We start from the raw sequence: 21917 nt of genomic DNA, 5'->3' as shown, positions 1-21917 counted from the left end.
GGCATGGGTCCTCACATACTGCACATACAGAACACGCGGTACGTACCGCACGTACGACACTGCCGCACAGCCCTGGCCGCAGCCCTCACCTCCACCCTCCACACCCCGATCTCCGCCGTCTCGGCCACCGCGGCCACCCCCAGATTCCCGGCGGGCACCTTCGACGGCCCCTGGCAGGCCGACACCACCAGCCACCGGTTCCTGCCGGACGACCCCGCGGATCCTGACGGCCCCACCTGCCACGCCCCCCACGCCCCAGGCCTCGCCGCCCGCCTGTCGCGCGACATCCACGCCGCGCTGTCGTCCAAGCGCGGCACCGCCTCCGTGGTCGTACGCGACGACCTGGGCCTGGTCTGCGAACGGGCGGGCGAGCGCCAGTACGACTCCGCGAGCATCGCCAAGGTGCTGATCATGGAGGGGCTGCTGCGGCGGGCCGAGAACCTGGGCCGTTCCCTCACCCGCTGACCGCGCGCTCTTCCCGGAGACCTCAAAGACGCCGGAGGCGCCGCTCAGCGGGGAATCGGACGGCTCGGCTCCGTGCGAGCCGCTGCCGGGCCGGGACGAACCGGAGCCGGACGCCACACCCTGACCGCCACGGCGTACGCGGCGAACCCGACGGCCAGCCCCGCCCCCGCCCCGAAGCACACGGTGGGAATCAGTTCCCAGGGCTCGGCCCGCGACCCCCAGTAGTCCCACCACCGCGTCGCCCGCTGCACGGCCGCCACCACCGCGAAGCCGCCGATGAGGGCTCCCGCGAGCCACCGGTCACGCACCGAGAGCACGGGCACCCCCACCGGTTCGGCGTCGGGCTGCCGCCGCAGGGCCACCACCAGGAACACCGTGATCACCACGGCCGCGAGCGCCGAACCGCCGTACTGCAGATACCAGTACAGGGGTGAGCCCGCGATCTCCCGTCCGAGGACGGGCAGGACCCGCATGCCCCACCGGTCGAGATGCGTGAACGCGTCCCACACGACATGGGTGAGCGCCCCGGTCACCGCGGACACGTACCACCACAGGGCGAGCGAGGGGCGCGGACGGGCGCGCGGCGCACCGCAGCGCAGGAAGGCGCCGATCCGTCCCTGCCGGCTCCGCGGCAGCAGCGCCACCAGCGGTTCCCGCAGTACCAGCCAGGCGCCCACGAGCGCCCAGGCGACCAGGACGTCGAAGGTGAACACCCCGGCGAGGGAGTGCGTGAAATCGCCGAACTCCATTGCCTCCGGCAGCACACTCGCCGCGTAATAGGTCATGTCGGGTGCGAACGAACCGGCCACGAGCACGGCCGGGACCAGCCTGCCCCGTCCGGACCCGTCGGCGCGTACCGCAGGCAGGACGGCCGCGGCGTGACTGAGAGTGAACGGCAACTGGGCTCCAAGCGAACAGTGTTGACCGGACCGAAGGGCCCCATGATCGGTGACGACCGGTATGCGGAAACGGTTCCCGGCTCCACGGCATGGCGGGGAGCCGCAGGGGAAGGACAAACGGGATATGGCCAACCGGTGAAGACCGGCTCCGAACAGGTGTCTGCGCGGCAGAAGTTGTCGTAGGGTCGCCTGGGTTGCCGTATGGGGGGCATACGGCCGCACGACCGGACAGCAGGGGAACGCGCGGAACACGGACGGACGTCCACGGGAGGGGTTCACGCAATGGCGGCGCAATTCGGCAGGCGAGTCGTCAAGGGGGCGGCGACCACCGCCGTGGCCGCACTCGCGGTCGCGGCTCTGTCCGCATCCCAGGCCCCGGGTGTCACGGACACCCCCCAGGGCAGGCAGAACGCCAACTCCCAGCCCTCGCCCGATGTGAACGCCGACGACAGCGCGACCGGCAACTCGCCCTATTACACGGACCTCCCGCCGCTCAACAGCCCGACACCGTCACCCAGCGCGAGCAGTGACACCCCCGGTGCCGCGGGCAACGCCGAAGCGGGCATACCCGCGACCGTCCTCGACGCCTACAAGAAGGCCGAGACGTCGCTGGCCGGTTCCAAGCCCGGGTGCAACCTCCCCTGGCAACTCCTCGCGGCCATCGGCAAGGTCGAGTCCGGCCAGGCCCGCGGCGGCAACGTCGACGCCAACGGCACCACGATCACCCCGATCCTCGGCCCGGTCCTCAACGGCGTCGGCTTCGCGCGGATCACCGACACCGACGGCGGCCTGTACGACGGGGACACCACCCACGACCGTGCCGTGGGCCCCATGCAGTTCATCCCCTCCACCTGGGAATGGTCGGGCCGCGACGGCAACGGCGACGGCAAGAAGGACCCCAACAACATCTACGACGCGGCCCTCGCGGCCGGCCACTACCTGTGCCGGTTCAGCTGGGACCTGTCCGACAGCGCCGACCTCAGGCGCGCCATCCTCAGCTACAACAACTCGACGGACTATCTGAACACCGTCCTGTCGTGGCTGGAGTACTACCGCAAGGGCACCCACGAGGTCCCGGACGGCACGGGCTCGCTGCCCTCCAACCGCAGCGACAACGGCACCGGCGGCGCGAGCCCCGGTCCGACGTCTCCGGCGTCCACCCCGCCCAGCAGCCAGAGCCCGGGCGGCGGCGGCACCACGAGCCCGAAGCCGAAGCCGCCGGCCACGACCCCGCCCACGACGCCTCCGCCCACCACGACGCCTCCGGCGACCCCGTCACCCACGCCCACCGAGACGGTGGACCACCTGGAGGACGCGGGCACCGGGAAGCTCACCGCGACCGCGGGCGACACCTTCGCCGAGAAGATCAGCGCCCGTACGGAGACCAAGGCCGGCAAGGCCGTCGCGAAGGTCCGGGTCCGGTTCACGATCACCGGCGACACCGACACGACCTTCACCGGCGGCGAGAGCGTCGCGACCGTCGTCACCAACGCCTCCGGTGTGGCGACGGCGCCCGCCCTCAAGGCGGGCGAGAAGGCCGGCGCCTTCAAGGTGCGCGCCACCGTCGTCGGCCGCACCGTCTCGGGCCTCGACTACGCGGCGACGGTCACCGCCCGCCAGGCCGACGCCCTCGCCCGCACCACCGACACCGCGCTGACCTGCGTTCCGGGCGCCGAGTTCGCGGACGAGGTCGAGGTGAAGGCCACCTACAAGGGTGCCGTCGCGGACGGAGTCGCCGCGACCGCCACGCTCATCAAGACGGCGGACGACGCCACCGAGAACGACAAGGGCCCGTACTTCAAGGACGCGGACGGCAAGACGGTACGCACCCTCGCGGGCCTTGAGACCGGCAAGGACGGCCTGCTGAAGCTGCCGAAGCTGTACGCGGACGACACGGAGGGCACGTACCTGCTGCGGATCACCACGACCGGCGGTGCGACCCTGACCGTCGAGCTGAAGGTGGCGGCTGCCGCCTCCTGACCCCGAAGACGCGTCGGCCGCGCCCCCACACCCGTCGGTGAGGGGGCGCGGCCGTTGTCTGCGCAACGTGTTCTCATCTGGCCCGCCCGTTGCTACGGTGCCCGACCTGACGACGTATCAGTTCCATGGGGCCGGTTCCGCTCCATGAACTCGGTTCCGCCTGTGCCGGGAGGCCCGCATGCGCGCCCTGATCGCCGCCGCGACCGGTCTGGCCCTCGCGTTCGCGCTGGTCCTCCTCGTCACGGCCATGGGCTCGCCGTCGGGCGAGACCTCACCGAAACCGCTGCTCACCACCGTCCCGAGCCATCCGTAGCGCACACCCGTGACGCACATCCCCAACGCACCGGGAGGGCCGCCGAGATGCGCCGCAAGGCCAGTCTGATCCTGCTCGCCCTCGCCGTGTTCTTCGCGGCGCTGTCCCCGCTGCTGCGCTGGTACGCCTTCCCGCGCGTGGCCAAGGTCCCCGCCGACCAGTACCAGGACATGGTCCTGGAGGCGAAGGACGCGACCCTCCTCGACTACGGCTCGATGACCGCCAAGAAGGTCGACAAGATCACCGTCGTCCAGACCCTCAAGGGCAATGTCGGGGCCTCCGAGAGGATCGAGCTGACCGCGAACCGCGACGTCGTCGTCTGGGACGGCCTCTCCTACGTCCAGGGCCCCGACGGCGAGATGGTCTCCAGGATCCCCGAGCGGTACATCTTCGACGCGCACACCCAGGAACCCGTCCACGCCACCGGCGAGAGCGTCGACGGCGACCCCGTCCGGCGCGAGGGCATCGAGTTCAAGTGGCCCTTCCTCACGGAGAAGAGGGACTACGAGTACTTCGACGCGCAGGCCCGGATCACCGAACCCATCCACTACAAGGGCACACAGAACTTCCGGGGCGTCGACGTCTACTACTTCGAGCAGACCATCCCCTGGACCAAGGTGCCCTTCCCGAAGGTCATGCCCGTCGAAGGGATCACCGCGGAGTCGGTCGCCAAGACGGGCACGACCCGCTGGTACACCACGGTCCGCAAGTTCTGGGTCGAACCCGTCACCGGAGCACCCGTCTACGGAGAGGAGATCCACCGGGAGGAACTGCGCGGCGGCACCCTCCTGGGCGACCGCGACAAGGTGACCGCCTTCGCCGGACACGTCAAAATGCGTGAGGACTACATCCGCTCGACCGTCGACCTGGTCAAGTCCCAGCGGCTCCTCGTCGCGCTGATGTCCTCGTACCTGCCCTGGGGCTTCCTCGTCCTGGGCGTCGGACTCCTGGCCCTCTCCCTGTACCTGGAGGCCCGCAGCCGCCGCCCCGGCGACCCGTCACCGACCCAGACCCGGGAACCGGAACCGCTCAGCGCCTGAGGCGGATTCAGGGCCTGTTGCTGCGGGCGGTCGTGTGCCGGGTCGGCCGCGCGCCCGCCGGGTCCTCGGGCCAGGGATGCTTGGGATACCGCCCGCGCAACTCCGCCCGTACGCTCCGGTAGCCGTCCTTCCAGAAGGACGCGAGGTCCGAGGTGACGGCGGCCGGGCGCCCCGCGGGCGACAGCAGATGCACCTGTACGGGCACTCCCGCGACCGTCGGTGACTCCTGCGCCCCGAACATCTCCTGCAGTTTCACCGCGAGCACCGGGCGCTCGGGATCGGCGTAGTCGATCCGGATCCTGGACCCGCTGGGCACCTGGAACCGCTCCGGCGCCAGTTCGTCGAACCTGGTCGCGTCCCCGGACGCCCAGGGCAGCAGCCGGCCCAGCGCCTGCCCGGCCCGGATGCGTTCCAGATCGGCCCGCCGCCGGGCCCGGCCCAGCTCCGGTTCCAGCCACTCGTCCACGCGCGCGTGGAGCGCGTCGTCCGAGACGTCGGGCCAGGGAGCGCCGATCCGCCGGTGCAGGAACCCGAGCCGCTGCCGCAGCACCTCGGCGTCCCGGGACCACCGCAACAGCCCGAACCCCTCCGCCGCCAGCCCTTCGAGCAACGCCTCCCGTACGAGTCCGGGGTCCGCGTTGCGCAACGGCCGTACCGCCAGCTCCACGGCTCCCAGCCGCCGGACCCGCCGCGCGACGACGTCCCCGGCGTCCCAGCGCACCTCGTCGCCCTCCGCGTACAGGGCTCCCGCCGCCTCGCGCGCGACCTCCTCGTCGACCACGGCCCCGAGCCGCACGCGCGCGTGCCCCGCGCCCACCGGCCGGTCGGCGACCGCGACGGCGATCCAGGAGGCATCCCGCAACCCACTGCCCTCCGCGACCTCGGCCCGGGTCCCGGACACCATGAGAAAGGACCCCCCTTGCCGCCGGGCAACCCGCTCAGGAAAAGCAAGCGCAGCAACGAGCCCGACGGTTTGATCGTCACCGATGCCCCCTGCCTCGACGTGGGACGCCCCGAAAGGGGCGCGGGGAACTGCGCGACCGGCCACGACGGACCCGCGGTCATCGGTCGGCCCTCCCGCCGCGACGGGCGCAGCCCGGGACGGGACCGCGGCCCGCAGCCGCCGGACCTCCGCCCGCCACCGCCCGGCATACGCGTCACCCCCACGACGTGCGGCCCGCAACGCGCCGGCGAGGTCGTCGCCGTACGACCGCGGCGGTTCCTCGCTCAGCAGAGCGACCACTTCCGCGGCCCGCTCGGCACCGAGGGACGCCCCGGCGTCCAGCAGCGCACGCCCCAGCCGGGGATGCAGCCCCAGCCGCGACATCCGTACACCCCGATCCGTCGGACGCCCGTCCGGCCCCACCGCGCGGACGGCCTCCAGAACGCCCCGCGCGGCCGCCATGGCGCCGGCCGGCGGCGGATCCAGGAGGGACAGCCCCGAGGCGTCGGGATCGGCCCAGCAGGCCGCCTGGAGGGAGAACGCCGTCAGATCGGCCACCTTGATCTCCGGAGAGGGGAAACGCGGCAGCCGCCCGTCCTCCGCCTCCGTCCAGCACCGGTACACCGCCCCCGGAGCCTCGCGCCCCGCCCGCCCGGCCCGCTGCCTCCCGACCGCCTGCGAGGCCCGTACGGTCGTCAGCGCGCTCAGGCCGCGCGCGTGGTCCACGCGCGGCTCGCGCGCCAGCCCGGAGTCCACGACCACCCGAACCCCCGGAACCGTCAGCGACGACTCGGCCACCGACGTGGCGAGGACGACCCGGCGCCGCGTACCGCCGGACAGCACCGCGTCCTGCACGGCCGTCGGCGCCCGCCCGTGCACCTCTAGGACCTCGACCTCGCCGAGTCCGCCGAGCTGCCCGGCGACCCGGGCGATCTCCCCGACCCCGGGGAGGAAACACAGGACATCCCCGTCCCGCTCGGAGAGCGCCCGGCGCACCACCGACGCCACATGGGTCAGCAACACCGGATCCACCCGCATCCCATGGGGTGGCCGCACAGGGCGCACGGACGGCGCCCACACCACCTCGACCGGATGGGAGACGCCGGCCGCCTCGACCACGGGCACATCGCCGAGCAGCCGGGCCCAGCCGTCGGCGTCGGTCGTCGCCGACGCGGCCACCAGCCGCAGCTCGGGGCGCAGCGCGGCCCGGACGTCGAGCAGGAACGCCGCCGCCGTGTCCGCGTCCAGATGGCGTTCGTGGCACTCGTCGAGCACGACCACGTCGACGCCCGCGAGCTCGGGGTCCCGCTGCAGCCTCTGCAGCAGCACCCCGGTCGTGACGACCTCCACGCGCGCGCGTGGCCCGACCACCCGTTCCCCGCGGACGGTGAATCCGACGCTCTCCCCGACCTTCTCGCCGAGCAGCCACGCCATCCGCCGTGCGGCGGCCCGCGCCGCGATCCGCCGCGGTTCGGCCACCACGACCCGCCGTGCCGGTTCCCCGCCGACCAGTCCGGCGAGCACCAGCGGCACGAGGGTCGTCTTGCCCGTGCCGGGCGGCGCGACGAGGACCGCGGCGCCACGGTCCTCCAGGGCGTCCCTCAGACCGGGCAGCGCTCCGCGTACGGGCAGCGAGTCCAGGGCGTCATGACGGATCACACGATCACATGCTCGGTACGGGTCACCCGCTCAGTCTCTCTCCCGGCCTCCGGCCGGGGTGCCCCCGTCCAGCTTCGCTCGCACACGAAACTAGCTTCGCTCGCACACGAAGATCGCCGTGCCCGGGATCAGGTTTCCCCGAAGGGGTGACCAGCCGCCCCATTCCTGGGTGTTCCAGGCGGGCCACTCGGGCTCGACCAGGTCGACCAGCCGGAAACCGCTCGCCACCACGTCCCGGACGCGGTCGCCGACCGTCCTGTGGTGCTCGACGTACACCGCGTTCCCGTCCTCGTCCTGCTCGACGTACGGAGTGCGGTCGAAGTACGAGGAGGCCACGCTCAGCCCCTCGGGTCCCGGTTCGTCGGGGAAGGCCCAGCGGACCGGATGCGTGACGGAGAAGACGAACCGGCCGCCCGGCCGCAGCACCCGGTGCACCTCCCGCAGGACCGTCACGGGCTCGGCGACGAAGGGCAGCGCCCCGTACGCGGAGCACGCGAGGTCGAAGGAGCCGTCCGCGAAGGGCAGCGCCGTGGCGTCCGCCTCCACGAGCGGGACGCTGTCGGCGCCGATCCGCAGGGCGTGCTGGAGCTGCCGGTGCGAGAGGTCCAGGGCGACAGGGCGGGCACCCTGGGCGGCCAGCCAGCGCGAGCACTGGGCGGCCCCCGCGCCGATCTCCAGGATGTCCTTGTCCTTCAGGTCCTCCATCGGGCCCAGCAGCTCGGCCTCGATCTCGTCGAGGCCCTCGGGGCACCACACGAAACGGTCGTCGCCGAGGAACGTGCCGTGCTCGACCTGGTAGTCGTCCGCGTTCCGGTCCCACCAGCCGCGATTGGCGCGGGAGCTCTCGGAGCCCCCTGCCGCACGTCGGGTCGCCTCGGGCTCGGGCGCTTCGAAGTCGGACGCCTCCGGCGAGGACGCTTCGGGCCGGGACGGTTCGGGCTCTTGGATGATCGGCTCCCTCGTATTAATCTGCGGTCACTTCCGAGCGGTCCGTCCTGGCGGCGGTCACGAAAGTGGCACCACAGAATCCGCGTGACCCCGTGGCGTTGCCTGATGTACGGCTGCCGCCGCGTGGGTCTTGTGCCGGGTATGCGGCGATCCGCCCCGGGTGTGCGCCTTCGCGCATTGACCCTGTCCGGCTGCCCCCGTATGCTACAAGTTGCGCTGCGGGCCTGCGCTCCTCAGACGTAGCAGGCTGCGCTCGCATCTGTCGTATGTCCCCTCGGTTTTCGAGGCGCCACCGGCGAGTGTTCTCATCGAACACGGCCCGGATTCGGCGCTTCCTTGGCTGTCCGGCCTTCTTCAGAGCGAAACGGGCTCCCGGCGTAAGCAGTACCTACGACTCACTGTCCGTACCGGAGCCCTTTCCCACATGACGAGCAGCACCGAGACCACCTCTACCACGCCGCAGGTAGCGGTCAACGACATCGGCAACGAGGAAGCCTTCCTCGCCGCGATCGACGAGACGATCAAGTACTTCAACGACGGCGACATCGTCGATGGCGTCATCGTGAAGGTCGACCGGGACGAGGTCCTGCTCGACATCGGTTACAAGACCGAAGGTGTCATCCCGAGCCGCGAGCTCTCGATCAAGCACGACGTCGACCCGAACGAGGTCGTCAAGGTCGGCGACGAGATCGAAGCCCTTGTTCTCCAGAAGGAGGACAAGGAAGGCCGCCTGATCCTCTCGAAGAAGCGCGCCCAGTACGAGCGCGCCTGGGGCACCATCGAGAAGATCAAGGAAGAGGACGGCATCGTCACCGGCACCGTCATCGAGGTAGTCAAGGGTGGACTCATCCTTGACATCGGCCTCCGTGGCTTCCTGCCGGCATCTCTCGTCGAGATGCGCCGTGTCCGTGACCTCCAGCCCTACGTGGGCAAGGAGCTCGAAGCCAAGATCATCGAGCTGGACAAGAACCGCAACAACGTGGTCCTGTCCCGCCGTGCCTGGCTGGAGCAGACCCAGTCCGAGGTCCGCCAGACGTTCCTCACCACCCTCCAGAAGGGTCAGGTCCGTTCCGGCGTCGTCTCCTCGATCGTCAACTTCGGTGCCTTCGTGGACCTGGGTGGCGTCGACGGCCTGGTGCACGTCTCGGAGCTCTCCTGGAAGCACATCGACCACCCCTCCGAGGTTGTCGAGGTCGGCCAGGAAGTCACCGTCGAGGTCCTCGACGTGGACATGGACCGCGAGCGTGTCTCCCTGTCGCTGAAGGCGACGCAGGAAGACCCGTGGCAGCAGTTCGCCCGCACCCACCAGATCGGCCAGGTCGTGCCCGGAAAGGTCACGAAGCTGGTTCCGTTCGGTGCGTTCGTCCGCGTGGACGAGGGCATCGAGGGTCTGGTGCACATCTCCGAGCTGGCCGAGCGCCACGTGGAGATCCCGGAGCAGGTCGTCCAGGTCAACGACGAGATCTTCGTCAAGGTCATCGACATCGACCTCGAGCGTCGTCGCATCAGCCTCTCGCTGAAGCAGGCCAACGAGTCCTTCGGCGCGGACCCGGCCTCGGTCGAGTTCGACCCGACGCTGTACGGCATGGCCGCGTCGTACGACGACCAGGGCAACTACATCTACCCCGAGGGCTTCGACCCCGAGACCAACGACTGGCTCGAAGGTTACGAGTCCCAGCGTGAGGTGTGGGAGAACCAGTACGCCGAGGCGCAGACGCGCTTCGAGCAGCACCAGGCTCAGGTCATCAAGTCCCGCGAGGCGGACGCCCAGGCCGAGGCCGAGGGTGTCGCCACCCCCGGTGCGGCTCCGGCCGCCTCCGGCGGCAGCGGTGGCGGCGGTGGCGGTTCGTACTCCTCGGAGTCGGACGACAACTCCGGCGCCCTGGCGTCGGACGAGGCCCTTGCCGCTCTGCGCGAGAAGCTCGCCGGCGGCCAGAGCTGAAAGCTCACCGCCAGCGGTAGCTAGCTGGTAATCGCGGGCCCGCACCCACCTGGGTGCGGGCCCGCGGTGCGTCTGCCTCCCGGCCCGTCCGATCCTCCCGGCCCTTTGGACCCGTACCCGCTCCCGGCCCTCCGGACCTGTACCCGCTCCCGGCCCTCCGGACCTGTACCCGCTCCCGGTCCCGGCCGGTGTCACCGCCTCGCGCGCGTGCCTGACGTGGGCATGAGAAGCCGGTAAGAGGCGCAGTGAAGCGGTGTGAACCGGGAATGCCCATCTCCTGACTCGTGTTGTCGATTAGGAACACGAGGAGGAGCGGTCACAGTGCTTGATCCGCAGGGTTTGTACGCATGGGAGCCGAAGGGCCTGGCCGTGGTCGACGTGGCACTCGCCCAGGAGTCGGCCGGTCTTGTCATGCTCTACCACTTCGACGGATACATCGACGCGGGCGAGACCGGCGACCAGATCGTCGACCGGGTGCTCGACTCGCTGCCCCACCAGGTCGTCGCGCGATTCGACCACGACCGGCTCGTGGACTACCGCGCCCGCCGCCCGCTGCTGACGTTCAAGCGCGACCGCTGGGCCGACTACGAGGAGCCCACGCTGGACGTGCGACTCGTCCAGGACGCCACCGGAGCGCCCTTCCTGCTGCTCTCCGGGCCCGAACCGGACGTGGAGTGGGAGCGCTTCGCCGCGGCCGTCCAGCAGATCGTGGAGCGCCTCGGCGTCCGGCTGTCCGTGAACTTCCACGGCATCCCCATGGGCGTCCCGCACACCCGCCCCGTGGGCCTCACCCCGCACGGCAACCGCACGGACCTCGTCCCCGGCCACCGCAGCCCCTTCGACGAGGCCCAGGTGCCCGGCAGCGCCGAGTCCCTGGTCGAGTACCGCCTCATGGAGGCCGGACACGACGTCCTCGGAGTCGCCGCGCACGTGCCCCACTACATCGCCCGCTCCCCGTACCCGGACGCCGCGTTGACGGTCATGGAGTCGATCACGGCCGCGACCGGCCTGGTCCTGCCGGGCATCGCGCACGGGCTGCGCACCGAGGCGCACCGCACGCAGACGGAGATCGACCGGCAGATCCAGGAGGGCGACGAGGAACTGGTCGCCCTGGTCCAGGGGCTTGAGCACCAGTACGACGCCGCCGCGGGCGCCGAGACGCGCGGCAACATGCTGGCGGAGCCGGTGGACATTCCGTCCGCGGACGAGATCGGCATGGAGTTCGAGAAGTTCCTGGCCGAGCGCGAAGGTGATGCGTAGCTCGCTTCTTGTGGCGGCCACGCGTGACCGCTTCGCGGGGGAGGGGCAGGGGGGTTGTGTTTTGAGTGCGGGTTCGGTGGGGGCCGGGCGCGCAGTTCCCCGCGCCCCTGACGGGGCGCCTGGCGGACGCCCCTGAAGGGCATCCCTGTGCGCCCCGGGCTTATGCTGCTGGGCATGTTGAAGGTGGGGCTGACCGGTGGGATCGGGGCCGGTAAGAGCGAGGTGTCGCGGCTGCTCGTGGAGCACGGGGCCGTGCTGATCGACGCCGACAGGATCGCCCGGGAGGTCGTCGCGCCGGGAACACCCGGGCTGGCGGCCGTGATCGACGCCTTCGGTAAGGAAGTGGTCGCCGCGGACGGCACCCTCGACCGGCCGAAGCTCGGCTCCATCGTCTTCGCGGACCCGGACAGGCTCGCCGTGCTGAACTCGATCGTGCACCCCTTGGTGGGCGCCCGCTCCCGCGAACTCGAAGAGGCCGCCTCGGCGGACTCCGTGGTCGTGCACGACGTGCCCCTGCTCACGGAGAACGGCCTCGCGAAGCTGTACGACCTCGTGATCGTGGTCGACGCCGCCACGGAGACACAGCTCGACCGGCTCGTCCGGCTGCGCGGTATGACCGAGGCCGACGCCCGCGCCCGTATGGCGGCCCAGGCCACCCGCGAGAAGCGCCGGGAGATCGCGGACGTCGTCATCGACAACGACGTACCCCTGGAAGAGCTGCGGCGACGTGTACGGGAGGTGTGGGCGGACCTGGAACGGCGGGCCCGGGCGGCCGGCGAGCCGTAGGCGTCCTCGGAATAGTGGGTGTCCGCCAGGCGTTGACGCCCCGCAGTGAGGGAAGGAATGTGCCGTGCCCGAGACCAGCGGATTCGCCGGACGTACTCCGGAGACGCATGTCATCGACTTCCGTGCCGCGGAGCAACTGCTCGCCGCGCGGGACCCCAGGGGCGCGGTGAAGCTGCTCGACAACGTCATCGCCGCGTACCCGGAGAACACGGCCGCACGGCTGCTGCGCGCGCGGGCCTTCTTCGCCGCGGCACAGCTGCGGCCCGCCGAGCTGGAGTTCACCATCGTGCTGGAGCGCGAGCCGGACAACGCCTTCGCGCACTTCGCGCTCGCCCGCACCTACGAGCGCTCCGGGCAGCCCGCGCAGGCCATGCGCCACTTCCGGCTCGCGGCGGCGCTGGACCCGCAGCCGGAGTACCTGGCCGCGGCACGGTTCGACTCCTGAGCCGGGTCCACCCCTGGTCCTGAGCCGAGCCACCGCCGGGTTCGGCGCGCGCGGCGAACCCGGCCGGGTCTAGTCGCGGTGGTCCGGTGGCGGGTACGGCGGAATGTCCGGCCCCGGCTGATAGTGCGGCCCCTGGCGGAGATGCCTGACGATCATCGCCAGATCGACGGTGACGATCAGCCACAGCACACCGCAGGCGACCGCCCAGCCCGTCCGCCCGACGAGAGCGAACACGGCCGTCCCCGCGGCCGCCCAGACGAACCCCCACACACTCAGCCACAGACGCGCTCGCAGCGCACTGCGCGCAGTTGTCGGTTCACTGCCCGTACGCATAGGGATCACTACTCCTACCGGAAAAACGTACTCTTCGTAGTGCACATTTCACCTGGAGCGGGCTGGCGGACGGACGGGGAGCGGCTGTGCTGGTGGAGGAGCTGCGGGCGGACGAGAAGCTCGCCGGATGGCTGAGGGACCTGGAGAGCGGGGGCGCACCGCGCACGGAGGCGGTCCTCCCGGACGCCGTCGAGCTGCCGGACGTACTGCTCGACCTGGCGGTACCGCACGAGTGCGTCAACGAACTGGTCGCAGTGCGCGCCCGGCTGGCGGCGGACCCGGAGGCGTTGACGCTGCTCGGGCTGTGCGTCGACCGGTTCGTACGCGACATGGGGAGGATCGGCGGGGGCTGGGAACCGCCGGCGTTCCCGGCGTCCACCGGGGCGCTGGGCCGTACCTTCCAGGTGTTCGTCTTCATCGCCGCGCTGCCGTACGTGCGTGCCTACCACCGGCAGCGGGACATCCCGGCGGACGTGTCCCGGCGCACCCTCGCGGATCTGGGCCGGAACCTGGCCGTGCACCGGCGGCGAACCGGTACGACGGGGCTGTCGGTGCCGTGGTGGATCGGGCTGCACTTCCACGGGGAGCTGTACCAGCTGGGGCGGCTGCAGTTCCAGCGCGCCCGGCTGGGCGGGGCCACCGGGCAGGCGGCGGCGGACGCGGGGCTCGCCACAGGGCCCGGTGAGCCCTGTCTGAGTCTGCACATCGCCGACTTCCGGGGGCCACTGTCTCCGGAGGCGTGCAACCGGTCGCTGGACCTGGCGCGGGAGTTCTTCGCGCGCCACTACCCGGACGAGCACTACGCGGTGGCGGTCTGCCACTCCTGGCTGCTCGACCGGCAGCTGACGCGGTATCTGCCCGCCGGCTCCAACATCGTGCGCTTCCAGGAGCGGTTCCGGATCGCCTGCGAGGAGACGAAGGCGGACGACAAGGTGCCCGTCGCGTTCGTCTTCGGCGACCCCGAGCTGCCGGTGGCGGACCTGCCGCGGCGGACCGGCGTGGAGCGGGCGGTGGGGGACCATCTGCGGGCGGGCGGCCACTGGTACGGCGGCCACGGGTGGTTCGCGCTGTGATGGCCGGCTGAGAGAACCGCCGTCGGCCGGGAGAACCACGGCTTCCGCGGGCCGTCGGTTCCGTGGCCTGATCACGCCTCACTCGAACGGGTGAGACGGGCGGGGATGGGAACGACCGTGCGGACGTGGGCCGTTGGGCGGGTATGACGATCGAGATGCGTGAGGGGTACGAAGGGACGGGGCCCGGCGCCATCACGCCGGACGGCTGCGCGGTCGAGCTGTACTCGCGGTTGTCCGTCGGGGACGAGCCGGACATCATCGCCTCGGCCGTGCCGGCGGGGGCGCACATCCTCGAACTGGGCAGTGGCGTGGGGCGTATGACCCATCCGCTCCTGGAGCGGGGCTTCACGGTGACGGCCGTGGACGAGTCCGCCGAGATGCTGGAGCGCGTGCGAGGGGCGCGCACGATACGTGGTGCCATCGAGACGCTCGACCTGGGCGAGAGATTCGACGTGGTGATGCTCGCGTCGTTCCTCGTGCACGCCGGGGACGTCGAGGTACGGCGCGGAATGCTGGACGTGTGCCGGAGCCATGTCGCGGACGGCGGCTGCGTGCTGATCCAGCGCGAGGGCGAGAACTACCACACCGACCTGCCGCGCGAGCGGCTCGATCCGAGCGGGTTCACGATCCGGATGCTGTCCGCGGAGCCGGTGGGGGACGGGGTCAACTCGGTGCGGGCCGAGTACGAGTTCCCGGACGCGGTGTGGACGCAGACGTTCCTCGCCCGGCCGCTCAGCAAGGAGGAGTTCGAGGGGGCGCTGGCAGAGTCGGGGCTGCGGGTCGACCGGTATCTCACGGAGGACCGGGTGTGGGTGCGGGTGGTGCCGGTGGAGGAGTGACCTTCGCGGTTTCCGGGGCGAGTTGTCGTGGGGCGATGAGTTTCGGCAGGCGGGCCGGTCTACCTCTGTGACAGCAACGCGAGCCGTTGCACCCGGAGAACCCAGGAGAACCCCATGTCCGAGACCACCGTCCCCGCTGCCTCAGCCCCCACAGCTCCGGCTGCCGGCTCCGCCCCGACCGCCCCTGCTGCCGACTCTGCCCCGGCCGCCGCGTCCGGCACGGTCGTCGCCGAGTCGGCGACCGCCCGTGGGCGCCGTGCCCGCCTCGCCCTGAAGGGGCTGCAGATCCTGCTCGCGCTCTTCTACGTGATCGCGAGCGCGCTGCCCAAGCTCGTCGCGCACTCCTCGGCGGTCGAGTCGTTCGACGAGATCGGCTGGGGCAGCGCCGGGATGTACACCATCGGGCTGCTCGAACTGGCCGGTGGCATCGCGCTGTTGATACCCGTACTGGCCTCGGTGGCCGCCGTGTCGCTGAGCGCGCTGATGGTGGGCGCGTTCATCACCCAGATCACCGTGTTCGACGGGGAGTACGCGGCGACCCCGCTCATCCTGATCGTGCCGCTCGCACTGATCGCCTGGGCACGACGGGGGCAGGTGCTTGGTGGTGGCTTTTCACGCTCCTGAACGGCGCGCGCCCCTGCACCTCGGGCTGCTCGATTTCTCCGGGTTGCTCGGGCTCCCCGGGCCCTTCGGGTTACTCGGCCGAGCCGAGACCCCGCAGGCGTTCCAGCTCGCGGCGGTCGCGCTTGGTGGGGCGGCCCGCGCCCCGGTCGCGGATGCCCGCGGGGGCGACGGCCTCGCGGGGCGGCGGCGGGGGACTGTTGTCGACGTAGCACTCGGCGGCGACCGGGGGCCCGACCCGCTTGCGGATCACGCGCTTCACGATGACGATCCGCTCCCGGTCCGCGTGCCGGAGGCGGACCTCGTCACCGACGCGGACGGCGTACGCGGGCTTGACCCGTTCGCCGTTCACCCGGACATGACCGCCACGGCAGGCGGTGGCGCCCATGGACCGGGTCTTCACCAGACGGACGGACCAGATCCAGCTGTCGACGCGCACGGTCTCGCCGCTCGCGGGCGCGGCGGCCTTCGCGACGGCCACGGCATCGGTCGCGTCACCCGTCGCGTCATCGGTCACGGAGGCGGCTGCGGTGGCATCGGCGACACCGGAGCCGCCGGCGTTCGAGGGGCCGCCGGCGCCCGGCCCACCGTCCCCGCGTCGCCCCGCCTCGTTCCGCCGAGTCCCCGACTGAGTCCCTGAAGCCATGGTCCGACCTTAGCCCTCGGCGGGCGTGGGGCCGGAATCGTTTTCCGTCGCGTGGAGCCCGGTTCCCGCCGGGCATACCGTGGCGGCATGAAGCAGGAGCGCAGCCTGGCGGAACTGGACCGGCGGATCGCCGGCTGCCGGGCCTGTCCGCGGCTCGTCGAGTGGCGGGAGGAAGTGGCCCGGACGAAACGGGCCGCCTTCGAGGACTGGACGTACTGGGGCCGCCCGGTGCCGGGGTTCGGACCGCCGGACGCCTCGCTCCTCGTGATCGGGCTCGCGCCCGCGGCGCACGGCGGGAACCGGACCGGCCGGATGTTCACGGGAGACCGGTCGGGGGACGTGCTGTACGCGGCGCTGCACGACGTGGGCCTCGCCTCGCAGCCCACGTCCGAGAGCGCGGACGACGGACTGACCCTGTACGGAGTCCGTGTCACGTCACCCGTGCACTGCGCGCCGCCCGCCAACAAGCCGACGCCCGAGGAACGCAACACCTGCCGCCCCTGGCTCGTGAACGAACTGCGCCTGCTCGCACCCACCCTCCGCGCGGTCGTCGTGCTCGGCGGTTTCGGCTGGCAGGCGGCGCTGCCCGCGTTCACCGAGGCGGGCTGGCAGGTGCCCCGCCCCCGCCCGGCCTTCGCCCACGGAGCGCGGGTCGTCCTGGAGGGACTGGAGGGCCCGGAGGCGCACCCCCTCCAACTCTTCGGCTGCTACCACGTGAGCCAGCGCAACACCTTCACCGGCCGGCTGACCCCGGACATGCTCAGGGACGTACTGCGTACGGCGGCCGGGGCGGCGGGCCTGCCGACGACCCCGTACCCGGGCTAGAGCCGCCCGAGGGGCGCGGGGAACTGCGCGCCCAGCCCACGACGGCCCGCAGCTGCGTGCCTGCCCTGCCCCGCCGCACACTCTTCCCGCCCCGGGCGCGCGGCTACCGACGTGCCCGGTCCCGTTCGCCCGCCGACTGGACGAACTGCATTTCCAGGGTGGCCGGGGGAGCGGCGACGCCGGGGCCGCCGGACTCCGCCCAGCGGAGTATCTCGTCGGTGCAGTCGTCGCCCATCGACCAGCCGATCCAGACGGCCTTGCCGCCCCGTCTGCGGCCCTCGCCCGACGGCTGCACGACGATGATGTTGGCCTGGTCGCAGGGGCCGAGGCAGTCCGCCGTACGGACCGCAAGACGGCCGCCGGAGGCGTCGGCGGCGGCGCGCAGGCGGTCCAGTTGCCAGTCGTGGTCGTAACCGGGGTACTTGCGCGCGTCGCCGCAGCAGCAGCCGCGGCAGACGACGAGCGTGCAGGGCCGGGTCCTCGCGGCACCGATCGCCGTACGGGCAGTCACGCTTCTCCTTCGAGGCTGTCGGATCTGTCGAGATCGAAGCTGTCGGGTCTATCGGGTCTGTCGGATCCTTCGGTATCGGTATCGGTACCGGTGAGGACGGGGGAGTCCGTGTCGCCGAAGAGATGGCGCACCGTCGAGCGGTAGTTGGCCCGGACGTGTGCCAGGGCGTGGGCGCGGGCCCGTTCGCGGTCGCCGGAGGCGATGGCCGCGTACAGCTCCCGGTGTTCGGCCAGGAGTTGCGGCCACTCCTCGTTCTGGCGGGTGAGCCAGCGCAGCCGGCCGTCGACGGGTTCCATCACGGAGATCAGCAGGCTGTTTCCGGCCATCGCCAGGATCCGGTCGTGGAAACGGGTGTTGATGTCGGTGATCGCCTCCGCGTCGTCGTCGGCGGTCGCTTCCGCGGCGCGGTCGAGGAGTTCGTCGAGTTCGGCCAGGTCGGCCCGGGTGGCGCGCCGGGCGGCGAGCCCGGTGGCGTACACCTCAAGGGCCTCGCGGAGTTCGAAGAGTTCCGCGACGTCCGTGCGGGTCAGCCTGCGTACGACCGCGCGGCGTGGGGTCTCGAAGAGGACGAAACCCTCGGTGACCAGGGCCCGGATCGCCTCGCGGACCGGCACCCGGGAGACCCCGAACCGTTCGGCCAGCTCGCGCTCGACCAATCGGTCGCCGGGCAGCAGCCGCCCGGCGATGATCTCCTGCCGCAGCGAGCTGAGCACTCGCTCGCGCACCGCCCCCAGCGGTTCCACCGTCGTCATGCGTCCATCCTCGCCGACCCGTGGACTGTTTTACCGAGCTGTTACCGCCCGGACATGGCCAGATGTCATCGGGAGCGGGACCATGACGTCAGTTTGGTATACCAAAGCGGTTCGCAGTCGTCCCGTCCCTCTCCTCGCCGACCTCTCTCCTCACCCACCCCTACCGTCACCCCAACCCTCCCCCCCCCACCCCAGATCCTCCCGTCGTCCCCGACCACGCTCATGGAGGCCCTGTGTCACTCGCCGATCCCGCCGCAGCCACCGGCACGCCGGCATTCGTCCCCGATCCCAGGCTCACCAACGAAGACCTCGCCCCCGCGGGCAAGCGCAACTGGAAGGTGTTCGACCTCTTCGCCATGTGGATGTCCGACGTCCACAACCTCGGCAACTACACGTTCGCGGCCGGGCTGCTGGTCCTCGGCATGAACGTGTGGCAGATCTTCACGTCCCTGCTCGTCGGCTTCGTGCTCATCTACATCGGCATGAACTGGATGGGGAAGATCGGGCAGGCCCACGGCGTGCCCTTCCCGGTCATCAGCCGCATCAGTTTCGGCGTCTGGGGCGCCAACATACCGGCGCTGATCAGGGCCGTCATCGCCATCATGTGGTACGGCATCCAGACCTATCTGGCCTCCGTCGCCGTCAACATCATGCTGCTCGCGGCCTGGCCGGGGCTGGAATCCTGGACGCACAACTCGTTCCTCGGCCTCGACGCGCTCGGCTGGCTGTCCTTCGTCTCGCTGTGGCTGGTCCAGGCGCTGATCATCAGCCAGGGCATGGAATCCGTACGGAAGTTCCAGGACTTCTGCGGTCCCGCGATCTGGCTCGTGATGATCGCGCTCGCCATCTGGATCCTCGCGAAGGCCGGCTGGACCATCTCGCTCACCTCGACCCCGAACCCGGTCTCCGTGGGCGAGCAGTGGCGGCAGTGGTTCGGCGCGATCGGCCTGATCCTCGCCACGTACGGCACGCTGATGCTCAACTTCTGCGACTTCTCGCGCTTCGCGCCCAGCTACCGGACGGTCAAGCGCGGCAACTTCTGGGGTCTGCCGATCAACTCGACCGCCTTCGTGATCGTGTCGGTCATCGTCACGGCCGGTTCCATCGAGGTGTTCGGCAAGGCCATCACCGACCCCGCCCACCTCGTCGCCGAGATCGGCAACAAGTGGGTGCTCATCCTGGGCGCGCTGACCTTCGCCATCGCCACCATGGGCGTCAACATCGTCGCCAACTTCGTCTCACCCGCGTACGACCTGGCCAACGTCTGGCCGCAGAAGATCACCTTCAAGATCGGCGGCATGATCAGCACGGTCGCCGCGCTGGTCGTGACCCCGTGGAACCTCTTCTCCAACCCCACCGTCGTCAACTACTTCCTCGGCGGCCTCGGCGCCTTCCTCGGCCCGCTGTTCGGCGTGATCATGCTCGACTACTTCTGGGTCAAGCACGGCCGCATCGACGTGAACGAACTGTTCAACGCCCGGCCCGGGTCGCGCTACTACTACCGCAAGGGCGTCAACCCCAAGGCCCTGTGGGCGTTCCTGCCCGCGGCTGCGGTCTCGGCGGTCCTCGCGCTGGTGAAGACCTTCAGCGACGTGGCCCCGTACTCCTGGTTCATCGGTACGGTGCTGGCCGCCGGTCTGTACGCGCTGCTGTGCCGCTCCGAGCGCGCCGCCGCCGACACGGCTCCCGTGTCGGCTCCGACACCCGCTCCTCAGGAGGGCTGAGCGTGCGGATCGTCGTCACCAACTGCAATACGACGCAGGGGATGACCGAGGAGATCGTGCGAGGTGCCCGGGCCGCCGCAGGCCCGGGCACCACCGTGCTCGGACTCACCCCCGCCTGGGGGCCCGAGTCCGCGGAGGGCTGGCTCGACAGCTACCTGTCGGCCGCCGCCGTCCTCGACACCCTGCGCACGTACGAGGGCCCGTACGACGCCGTCGTCATGGCCGGCTTCGGGGAGCACGGGCGCGAGGGCGTACGGGAACTGGTGGACGTACCCGTCGTCGACATCACCGAGGCCGCCGCCCACCTCGCCTGCCTGCTCGGACGGCGGTACGGAGTCGTCACCACGCTGGAGCGCTCGGCCGGGCAGATCGAGGACAGCCTGTACACGGCGGGGGTGGCCCGGAACTGCGCCGTGGTCGTGGGTGCGGGGCTCGGTGTGCTCGACCTCGGCGACCGGGAGCGTACGGAAGCGGCCTTCGTCGCCGCGGCCGAACGGGCCCGGGACGCCGGCGCCGAGGTCCTGGTCCTCGGGTGCGCCGGGATGACCGGCCTGCAGCGGGCCGTGGGGGAGAAGCTGGGACTGCCCGTCGTCGACGGTGTGGGCGCCGCGGTGAAGCTCGCCGAGTCGCTCGTCTCCCTGGGCCTCACGACGAGCCGCGCGGGCGGTTACGCGAAGCCGCTGCCGAAGCGGCGGATCTGGGCGCCGCCGTCGGAGTGATTCCCTCTGCCGCGGATGCGGCAGGCGTGGCGGTGTGCCGGGGGTGACCGCAGACTCCCTGTGAGAGCGGCCGGCACCCGGTCCGGCGCCTCGCGGACGAGCCGCCGCCCATGCCGACGGCGGTGGGAACGGAGTCGGTCGTGGCCCCAGCTGTCGGAGCCGGTACCTGTTCCCGTGTGCGGATGCGGACGCGGGTTCGGACGCGGCTTCGCGTTCGGCTTCGGGTCCGGACGGTCGCCGTCGGGCTGGTCGCGACGGGGGCGGCCGTGTGGACCGTCCTGTGGGGAGGCGGCGGTGTGTCGGGCGCGGACGCCGAAGCCGCCCTCTGGGTGAACCCCGAGTCCAGTGCCGCCCGGCAGGCAGTCGAGTGGCGTCGTACGGGACGGTCCGCGGACGCCCTGCTGATGGAACGTATCTCCACCCGTCCCCAGGCCGAGTGGCTGGTCGGCTCGGAGCCCCGGGCCGTCGTGGAGGCCCGCACCACAGCCGCCGCACGGGAAGGGCGTACGGCGGTACTCGTCGCCTACTACATCCCGTACCGCGACTGCGGTTCCTACTCGGGCGGCGGAGCCTGGAGCGCGACGGGCTACCGGCGGTGGGTCGACGAGTTCGCGGCGGGGCTCGGGGAGCGAGGCGCCTACGTGATCGTCGAGCCGGACGCGGTGGCACACAGTGTGGACGGCTGCGGCCGGGTCGTACCGGAGGAGCGGTACGCGCTGCTCGCGTACGCCGTCGACCGGTTCAAGCGGCAGCCGAACACCCGTGTCTATCTCGACGCGGGCAACCCCGCCTGGCACCCGGACACGTCGAGACTGATCGCGCCGCTGAAGCGGTCGGGCATCGCCCGCGCCGACGGCTTCGCGCTGAACGTCTCCAACTTCCGCACGGACGCCGACAGTTCGGCGTACGGCGACAAGCTGTCCGCGGCCCTCGGCGGCAAGCACTTCGTGATCGACAGCAGTCGCAACGGCAACGGGCCCTGGACCGGTACGGATTCCTGGTGCAACCCGCCGGGCCGGGCGCTGGGCGTGGCACCCACCACGGTCACGGGCGCGCCGCTGATCGACGCCTATCTGTGGGTCAAGCGGCCGGGCGAGTCGGACGGCACCTGCGGGGGCGGCCCGGCGGCGGGCCAGTGGTGGCCGTCGTACGCGCTGGACCTCGCGCGAAATGCCCGGGACTGAGCGGGCCGGG

The 21917-nt window shown here is 71.3% G+C and carries 22 protein-coding genes; 15 read left to right on the top strand and 7 right to left on the bottom strand.

Translation table 11 applies throughout. The features are described from left to right. Nucleotides 1-3: 3 nt before the first annotated feature. A complete protein-coding gene (locus tag ACZ60E_RS24150; protein WP_469443020.1) occupies nt 4-465 on the top strand; it encodes a hypothetical protein in 462 nt (153 codons plus the stop codon). A gap of 44 nt (nt 466-509) precedes the next feature. Here the strand turns inward: ACZ60E_RS24150 and ACZ60E_RS24145 are convergent, their stop codons facing one another. Further along, the gene (locus tag ACZ60E_RS24145; protein ID WP_469443018.1) at nt 510-1364 is read right to left on the bottom strand and encodes a DUF4184 family protein; all 855 of its coding nucleotides are present in this window, start codon (nt 1362-1364) and stop codon (nt 510-512) included. Nucleotides 1365-1646: 282 nt separating this feature from the next. Here ACZ60E_RS24145 and ACZ60E_RS24140 point away from each other — a divergent pair, with 282 nt between their 5' ends. From ACZ60E_RS24140 to pgfA, 3 genes are all read left to right on the top strand, one after another. Continuing rightward, nucleotides 1647-3344 carry a lytic transglycosylase domain-containing protein gene (locus ACZ60E_RS24140; RefSeq protein WP_469443015.1) on the top strand — a complete coding sequence of 566 codons (1698 nt, stop codon included), beginning with the start codon at nt 1647-1649 and terminating at the stop codon, nt 3342-3344. A gap of 178 nt (nt 3345-3522) precedes the next feature. Continuing rightward, nucleotides 3523-3657 (top strand): SPW_0924 family protein, encoded by a 135-nt coding sequence (locus ACZ60E_RS24135; protein WP_210883605.1) that lies wholly within the window; start codon nt 3523-3525, stop codon nt 3655-3657. A 47-nt stretch (nt 3658-3704) separates the two neighbouring features. Further along, nucleotides 3705-4697: a cell envelope lipid trafficking protein PgfA gene (pgfA, locus tag ACZ60E_RS24130; protein ID WP_469443013.1), complete on the top strand. Its 993-nt coding sequence runs from the start codon at nt 3705-3707 to the stop codon at nt 4695-4697. A gap of 7 nt (nt 4698-4704) precedes the next feature. Here pgfA and hrpB read toward each other — a convergent pair whose 3' ends face one another. Both hrpB and ACZ60E_RS24120 read right to left on the bottom strand, forming a co-directional pair. Continuing rightward, nucleotides 4705-7299 carry an ATP-dependent helicase HrpB gene (gene hrpB, locus ACZ60E_RS24125; protein WP_469443011.1) on the bottom strand — a complete coding sequence of 865 codons (2595 nt, stop codon included), beginning with the start codon at nt 7297-7299 and terminating at the stop codon, nt 4705-4707. A 90-nt stretch (nt 7300-7389) separates the two neighbouring features. Beyond that, a complete protein-coding gene (locus tag ACZ60E_RS24120; protein WP_469443161.1) occupies nt 7390-8268 on the bottom strand; it encodes a class I SAM-dependent methyltransferase in 879 nt (292 codons plus the stop codon). 403 nt (nt 8269-8671) lie between these two features. Between ACZ60E_RS24120 and rpsA the strand changes: the two genes are divergently transcribed. The 4 genes from rpsA (at nt 8672) to ACZ60E_RS24100 (ending at nt 12680) form a co-directional block, all read left to right on the top strand. Further along, complete coding sequence (rpsA, locus tag ACZ60E_RS24115) at nt 8672-10189, top strand: 30S ribosomal protein S1 (protein ID WP_107017577.1); 1518 nt, start codon at nt 8672-8674, stop codon at nt 10187-10189. Between the two features lie 321 nt (nt 10190-10510). Then, nucleotides 10511-11449, top strand: coding sequence for a PAC2 family protein (locus ACZ60E_RS24110; protein ID WP_189770096.1), 939 nt, complete (start codon nt 10511-10513; stop codon nt 11447-11449). Nucleotides 11450-11623: 174 nt separating this feature from the next. Beyond that, entirely contained in the window at nt 11624-12235 is a 612-nt protein-coding gene (gene coaE / locus ACZ60E_RS24105) for a dephospho-CoA kinase (protein ID WP_469443009.1), read from the top strand. 64 nt (nt 12236-12299) lie between these two features. After that, complete coding sequence (locus ACZ60E_RS24100) at nt 12300-12680, top strand: tetratricopeptide repeat protein (RefSeq protein WP_384816022.1); 381 nt, start codon at nt 12300-12302, stop codon at nt 12678-12680. A 69-nt stretch (nt 12681-12749) separates the two neighbouring features. Here ACZ60E_RS24100 and ACZ60E_RS24095 read toward each other — a convergent pair whose 3' ends face one another. Then, on the bottom strand, nt 12750-13013 hold the full coding sequence (locus ACZ60E_RS24095) for a DUF6343 family protein (protein WP_453792751.1): 264 nt from the start codon (nt 13011-13013) through the stop codon (nt 12750-12752). Between the two features lie 86 nt (nt 13014-13099). On the opposite strand from ACZ60E_RS24095, the gene ACZ60E_RS24090 reads away from it, so the two are divergent. From ACZ60E_RS24090 to ACZ60E_RS24080, 3 genes are all read left to right on the top strand, one after another. Then, on the top strand, nt 13100-14086 hold the full coding sequence (locus tag ACZ60E_RS24090) for an acyltransferase domain-containing protein (protein ID WP_469443006.1): 987 nt from the start codon (nt 13100-13102) through the stop codon (nt 14084-14086). Between the two features lie 155 nt (nt 14087-14241). Further along, nucleotides 14242-14925 (top strand): class I SAM-dependent methyltransferase, encoded by a 684-nt coding sequence (locus tag ACZ60E_RS24085; protein ID WP_385831999.1) that lies wholly within the window; start codon nt 14242-14244, stop codon nt 14923-14925. Nucleotides 14926-15039: 114 nt separating this feature from the next. Continuing rightward, nucleotides 15040-15549 carry a DoxX family protein gene (locus tag ACZ60E_RS24080; RefSeq protein WP_469443004.1) on the top strand — a complete coding sequence of 170 codons (510 nt, stop codon included), beginning with the start codon at nt 15040-15042 and terminating at the stop codon, nt 15547-15549. 70 nt (nt 15550-15619) lie between these two features. Here the strand turns inward: ACZ60E_RS24080 and ACZ60E_RS24075 are convergent, their stop codons facing one another. Continuing rightward, complete coding sequence (locus ACZ60E_RS24075) at nt 15620-16192, bottom strand: RNA-binding S4 domain-containing protein (protein ID WP_469443002.1); 573 nt, start codon at nt 16190-16192, stop codon at nt 15620-15622. 87 nt (nt 16193-16279) lie between these two features. Between ACZ60E_RS24075 and ACZ60E_RS24070 the strand changes: the two genes are divergently transcribed. Continuing rightward, complete coding sequence (locus ACZ60E_RS24070; RefSeq protein WP_469442999.1) at nt 16280-17017, top strand: uracil-DNA glycosylase; 738 nt, start codon at nt 16280-16282, stop codon at nt 17015-17017. A 103-nt stretch (nt 17018-17120) separates the two neighbouring features. Here the strand turns inward: ACZ60E_RS24070 and ACZ60E_RS24065 are convergent, their stop codons facing one another. Beyond that, nucleotides 17121-17528 carry a (2Fe-2S) ferredoxin domain-containing protein gene (locus tag ACZ60E_RS24065; RefSeq protein WP_469442997.1) on the bottom strand — a complete coding sequence of 136 codons (408 nt, stop codon included), beginning with the start codon at nt 17526-17528 and terminating at the stop codon, nt 17121-17123. Next, a complete protein-coding gene (locus ACZ60E_RS24060; RefSeq protein ID WP_469442996.1) occupies nt 17525-18280 on the bottom strand; it encodes a GntR family transcriptional regulator in 756 nt (251 codons plus the stop codon). The genes ACZ60E_RS24065 and ACZ60E_RS24060 overlap by 4 nt, the downstream gene beginning before the upstream one ends. 233 nt (nt 18281-18513) lie before the next feature. Between ACZ60E_RS24060 and ACZ60E_RS24055 the strand changes: the two genes are divergently transcribed. From ACZ60E_RS24055 to ACZ60E_RS24045, 3 genes are all read left to right on the top strand, one after another. After that, complete coding sequence (locus ACZ60E_RS24055) at nt 18514-20004, top strand: NCS1 family nucleobase:cation symporter-1 (protein ID WP_469442995.1); 1491 nt, start codon at nt 18514-18516, stop codon at nt 20002-20004. 2 nt (nt 20005-20006) lie between these two features. After that, entirely contained in the window at nt 20007-20723 is a 717-nt protein-coding gene (locus tag ACZ60E_RS24050) for an aspartate/glutamate racemase family protein (RefSeq protein WP_469442993.1), read from the top strand. A gap of 182 nt (nt 20724-20905) precedes the next feature. Then, complete coding sequence (locus ACZ60E_RS24045) at nt 20906-21907, top strand: glycoside hydrolase family 6 protein (protein WP_469442989.1); 1002 nt, start codon at nt 20906-20908, stop codon at nt 21905-21907. The last annotated feature ends 10 nt before the right edge of the window (nt 21908-21917 follow it).

The organism is Streptomyces sp. NPDC102514 (assembly GCF_055584525.1).
Note: the sequence above shows the minus strand (reverse complement) of the source record. Positions and strands in the feature narration are given on the sequence as shown.

What these genes read in the sequence shown, in the direction of transcription:
- ACZ60E_RS24150 (WP_469443020.1), top strand. Translation starts at nt 4, where the DNA reads ATGGGTCCTCACATACTGCACATACAGAACACGCGGTACGTACCGCAC.
- ACZ60E_RS24140 (WP_469443015.1), top strand. Translation starts at nt 1,647, where the DNA reads ATGGCGGCGCAATTCGGCAGGCGAGTCGTCAAGGGGGCGGCGACCACC.
- ACZ60E_RS24135 (WP_210883605.1), top strand. Translation starts at nt 3,523, where the DNA reads ATGCGCGCCCTGATCGCCGCCGCGACCGGTCTGGCCCTCGCGTTCGCG.
- pgfA (WP_469443013.1), top strand. Translation starts at nt 3,705, where the DNA reads ATGCGCCGCAAGGCCAGTCTGATCCTGCTCGCCCTCGCCGTGTTCTTC.
- rpsA (WP_107017577.1), top strand. Translation starts at nt 8,672, where the DNA reads ATGACGAGCAGCACCGAGACCACCTCTACCACGCCGCAGGTAGCGGTC.
- coaE (WP_469443009.1), top strand. Translation starts at nt 11,624, where the DNA reads ATGTTGAAGGTGGGGCTGACCGGTGGGATCGGGGCCGGTAAGAGCGAG.
- ACZ60E_RS24095 (WP_453792751.1), bottom strand. Translation starts at nt 13,013, where the DNA reads ATGCGTACGGGCAGTGAACCGACAACTGCGCGCAGTGCGCTGCGAGCG.
- ACZ60E_RS24085 (WP_385831999.1), top strand. Translation starts at nt 14,242, where the DNA reads ATGCGTGAGGGGTACGAAGGGACGGGGCCCGGCGCCATCACGCCGGAC.
- ACZ60E_RS24080 (WP_469443004.1), top strand. Translation starts at nt 15,040, where the DNA reads ATGTCCGAGACCACCGTCCCCGCTGCCTCAGCCCCCACAGCTCCGGCT.
- ACZ60E_RS24075 (WP_469443002.1), bottom strand. Translation starts at nt 16,192, where the DNA reads ATGGCTTCAGGGACTCAGTCGGGGACTCGGCGGAACGAGGCGGGGCGA.
- ACZ60E_RS24070 (WP_469442999.1), top strand. Translation starts at nt 16,280, where the DNA reads ATGAAGCAGGAGCGCAGCCTGGCGGAACTGGACCGGCGGATCGCCGGC.
- ACZ60E_RS24060 (WP_469442996.1), bottom strand. Translation starts at nt 18,280, where the DNA reads ATGACGACGGTGGAACCGCTGGGGGCGGTGCGCGAGCGAGTGCTCAGC.
- ACZ60E_RS24045 (WP_469442989.1), top strand. Translation starts at nt 20,906, where the DNA reads ATGCGGACGCGGGTTCGGACGCGGCTTCGCGTTCGGCTTCGGGTCCGG.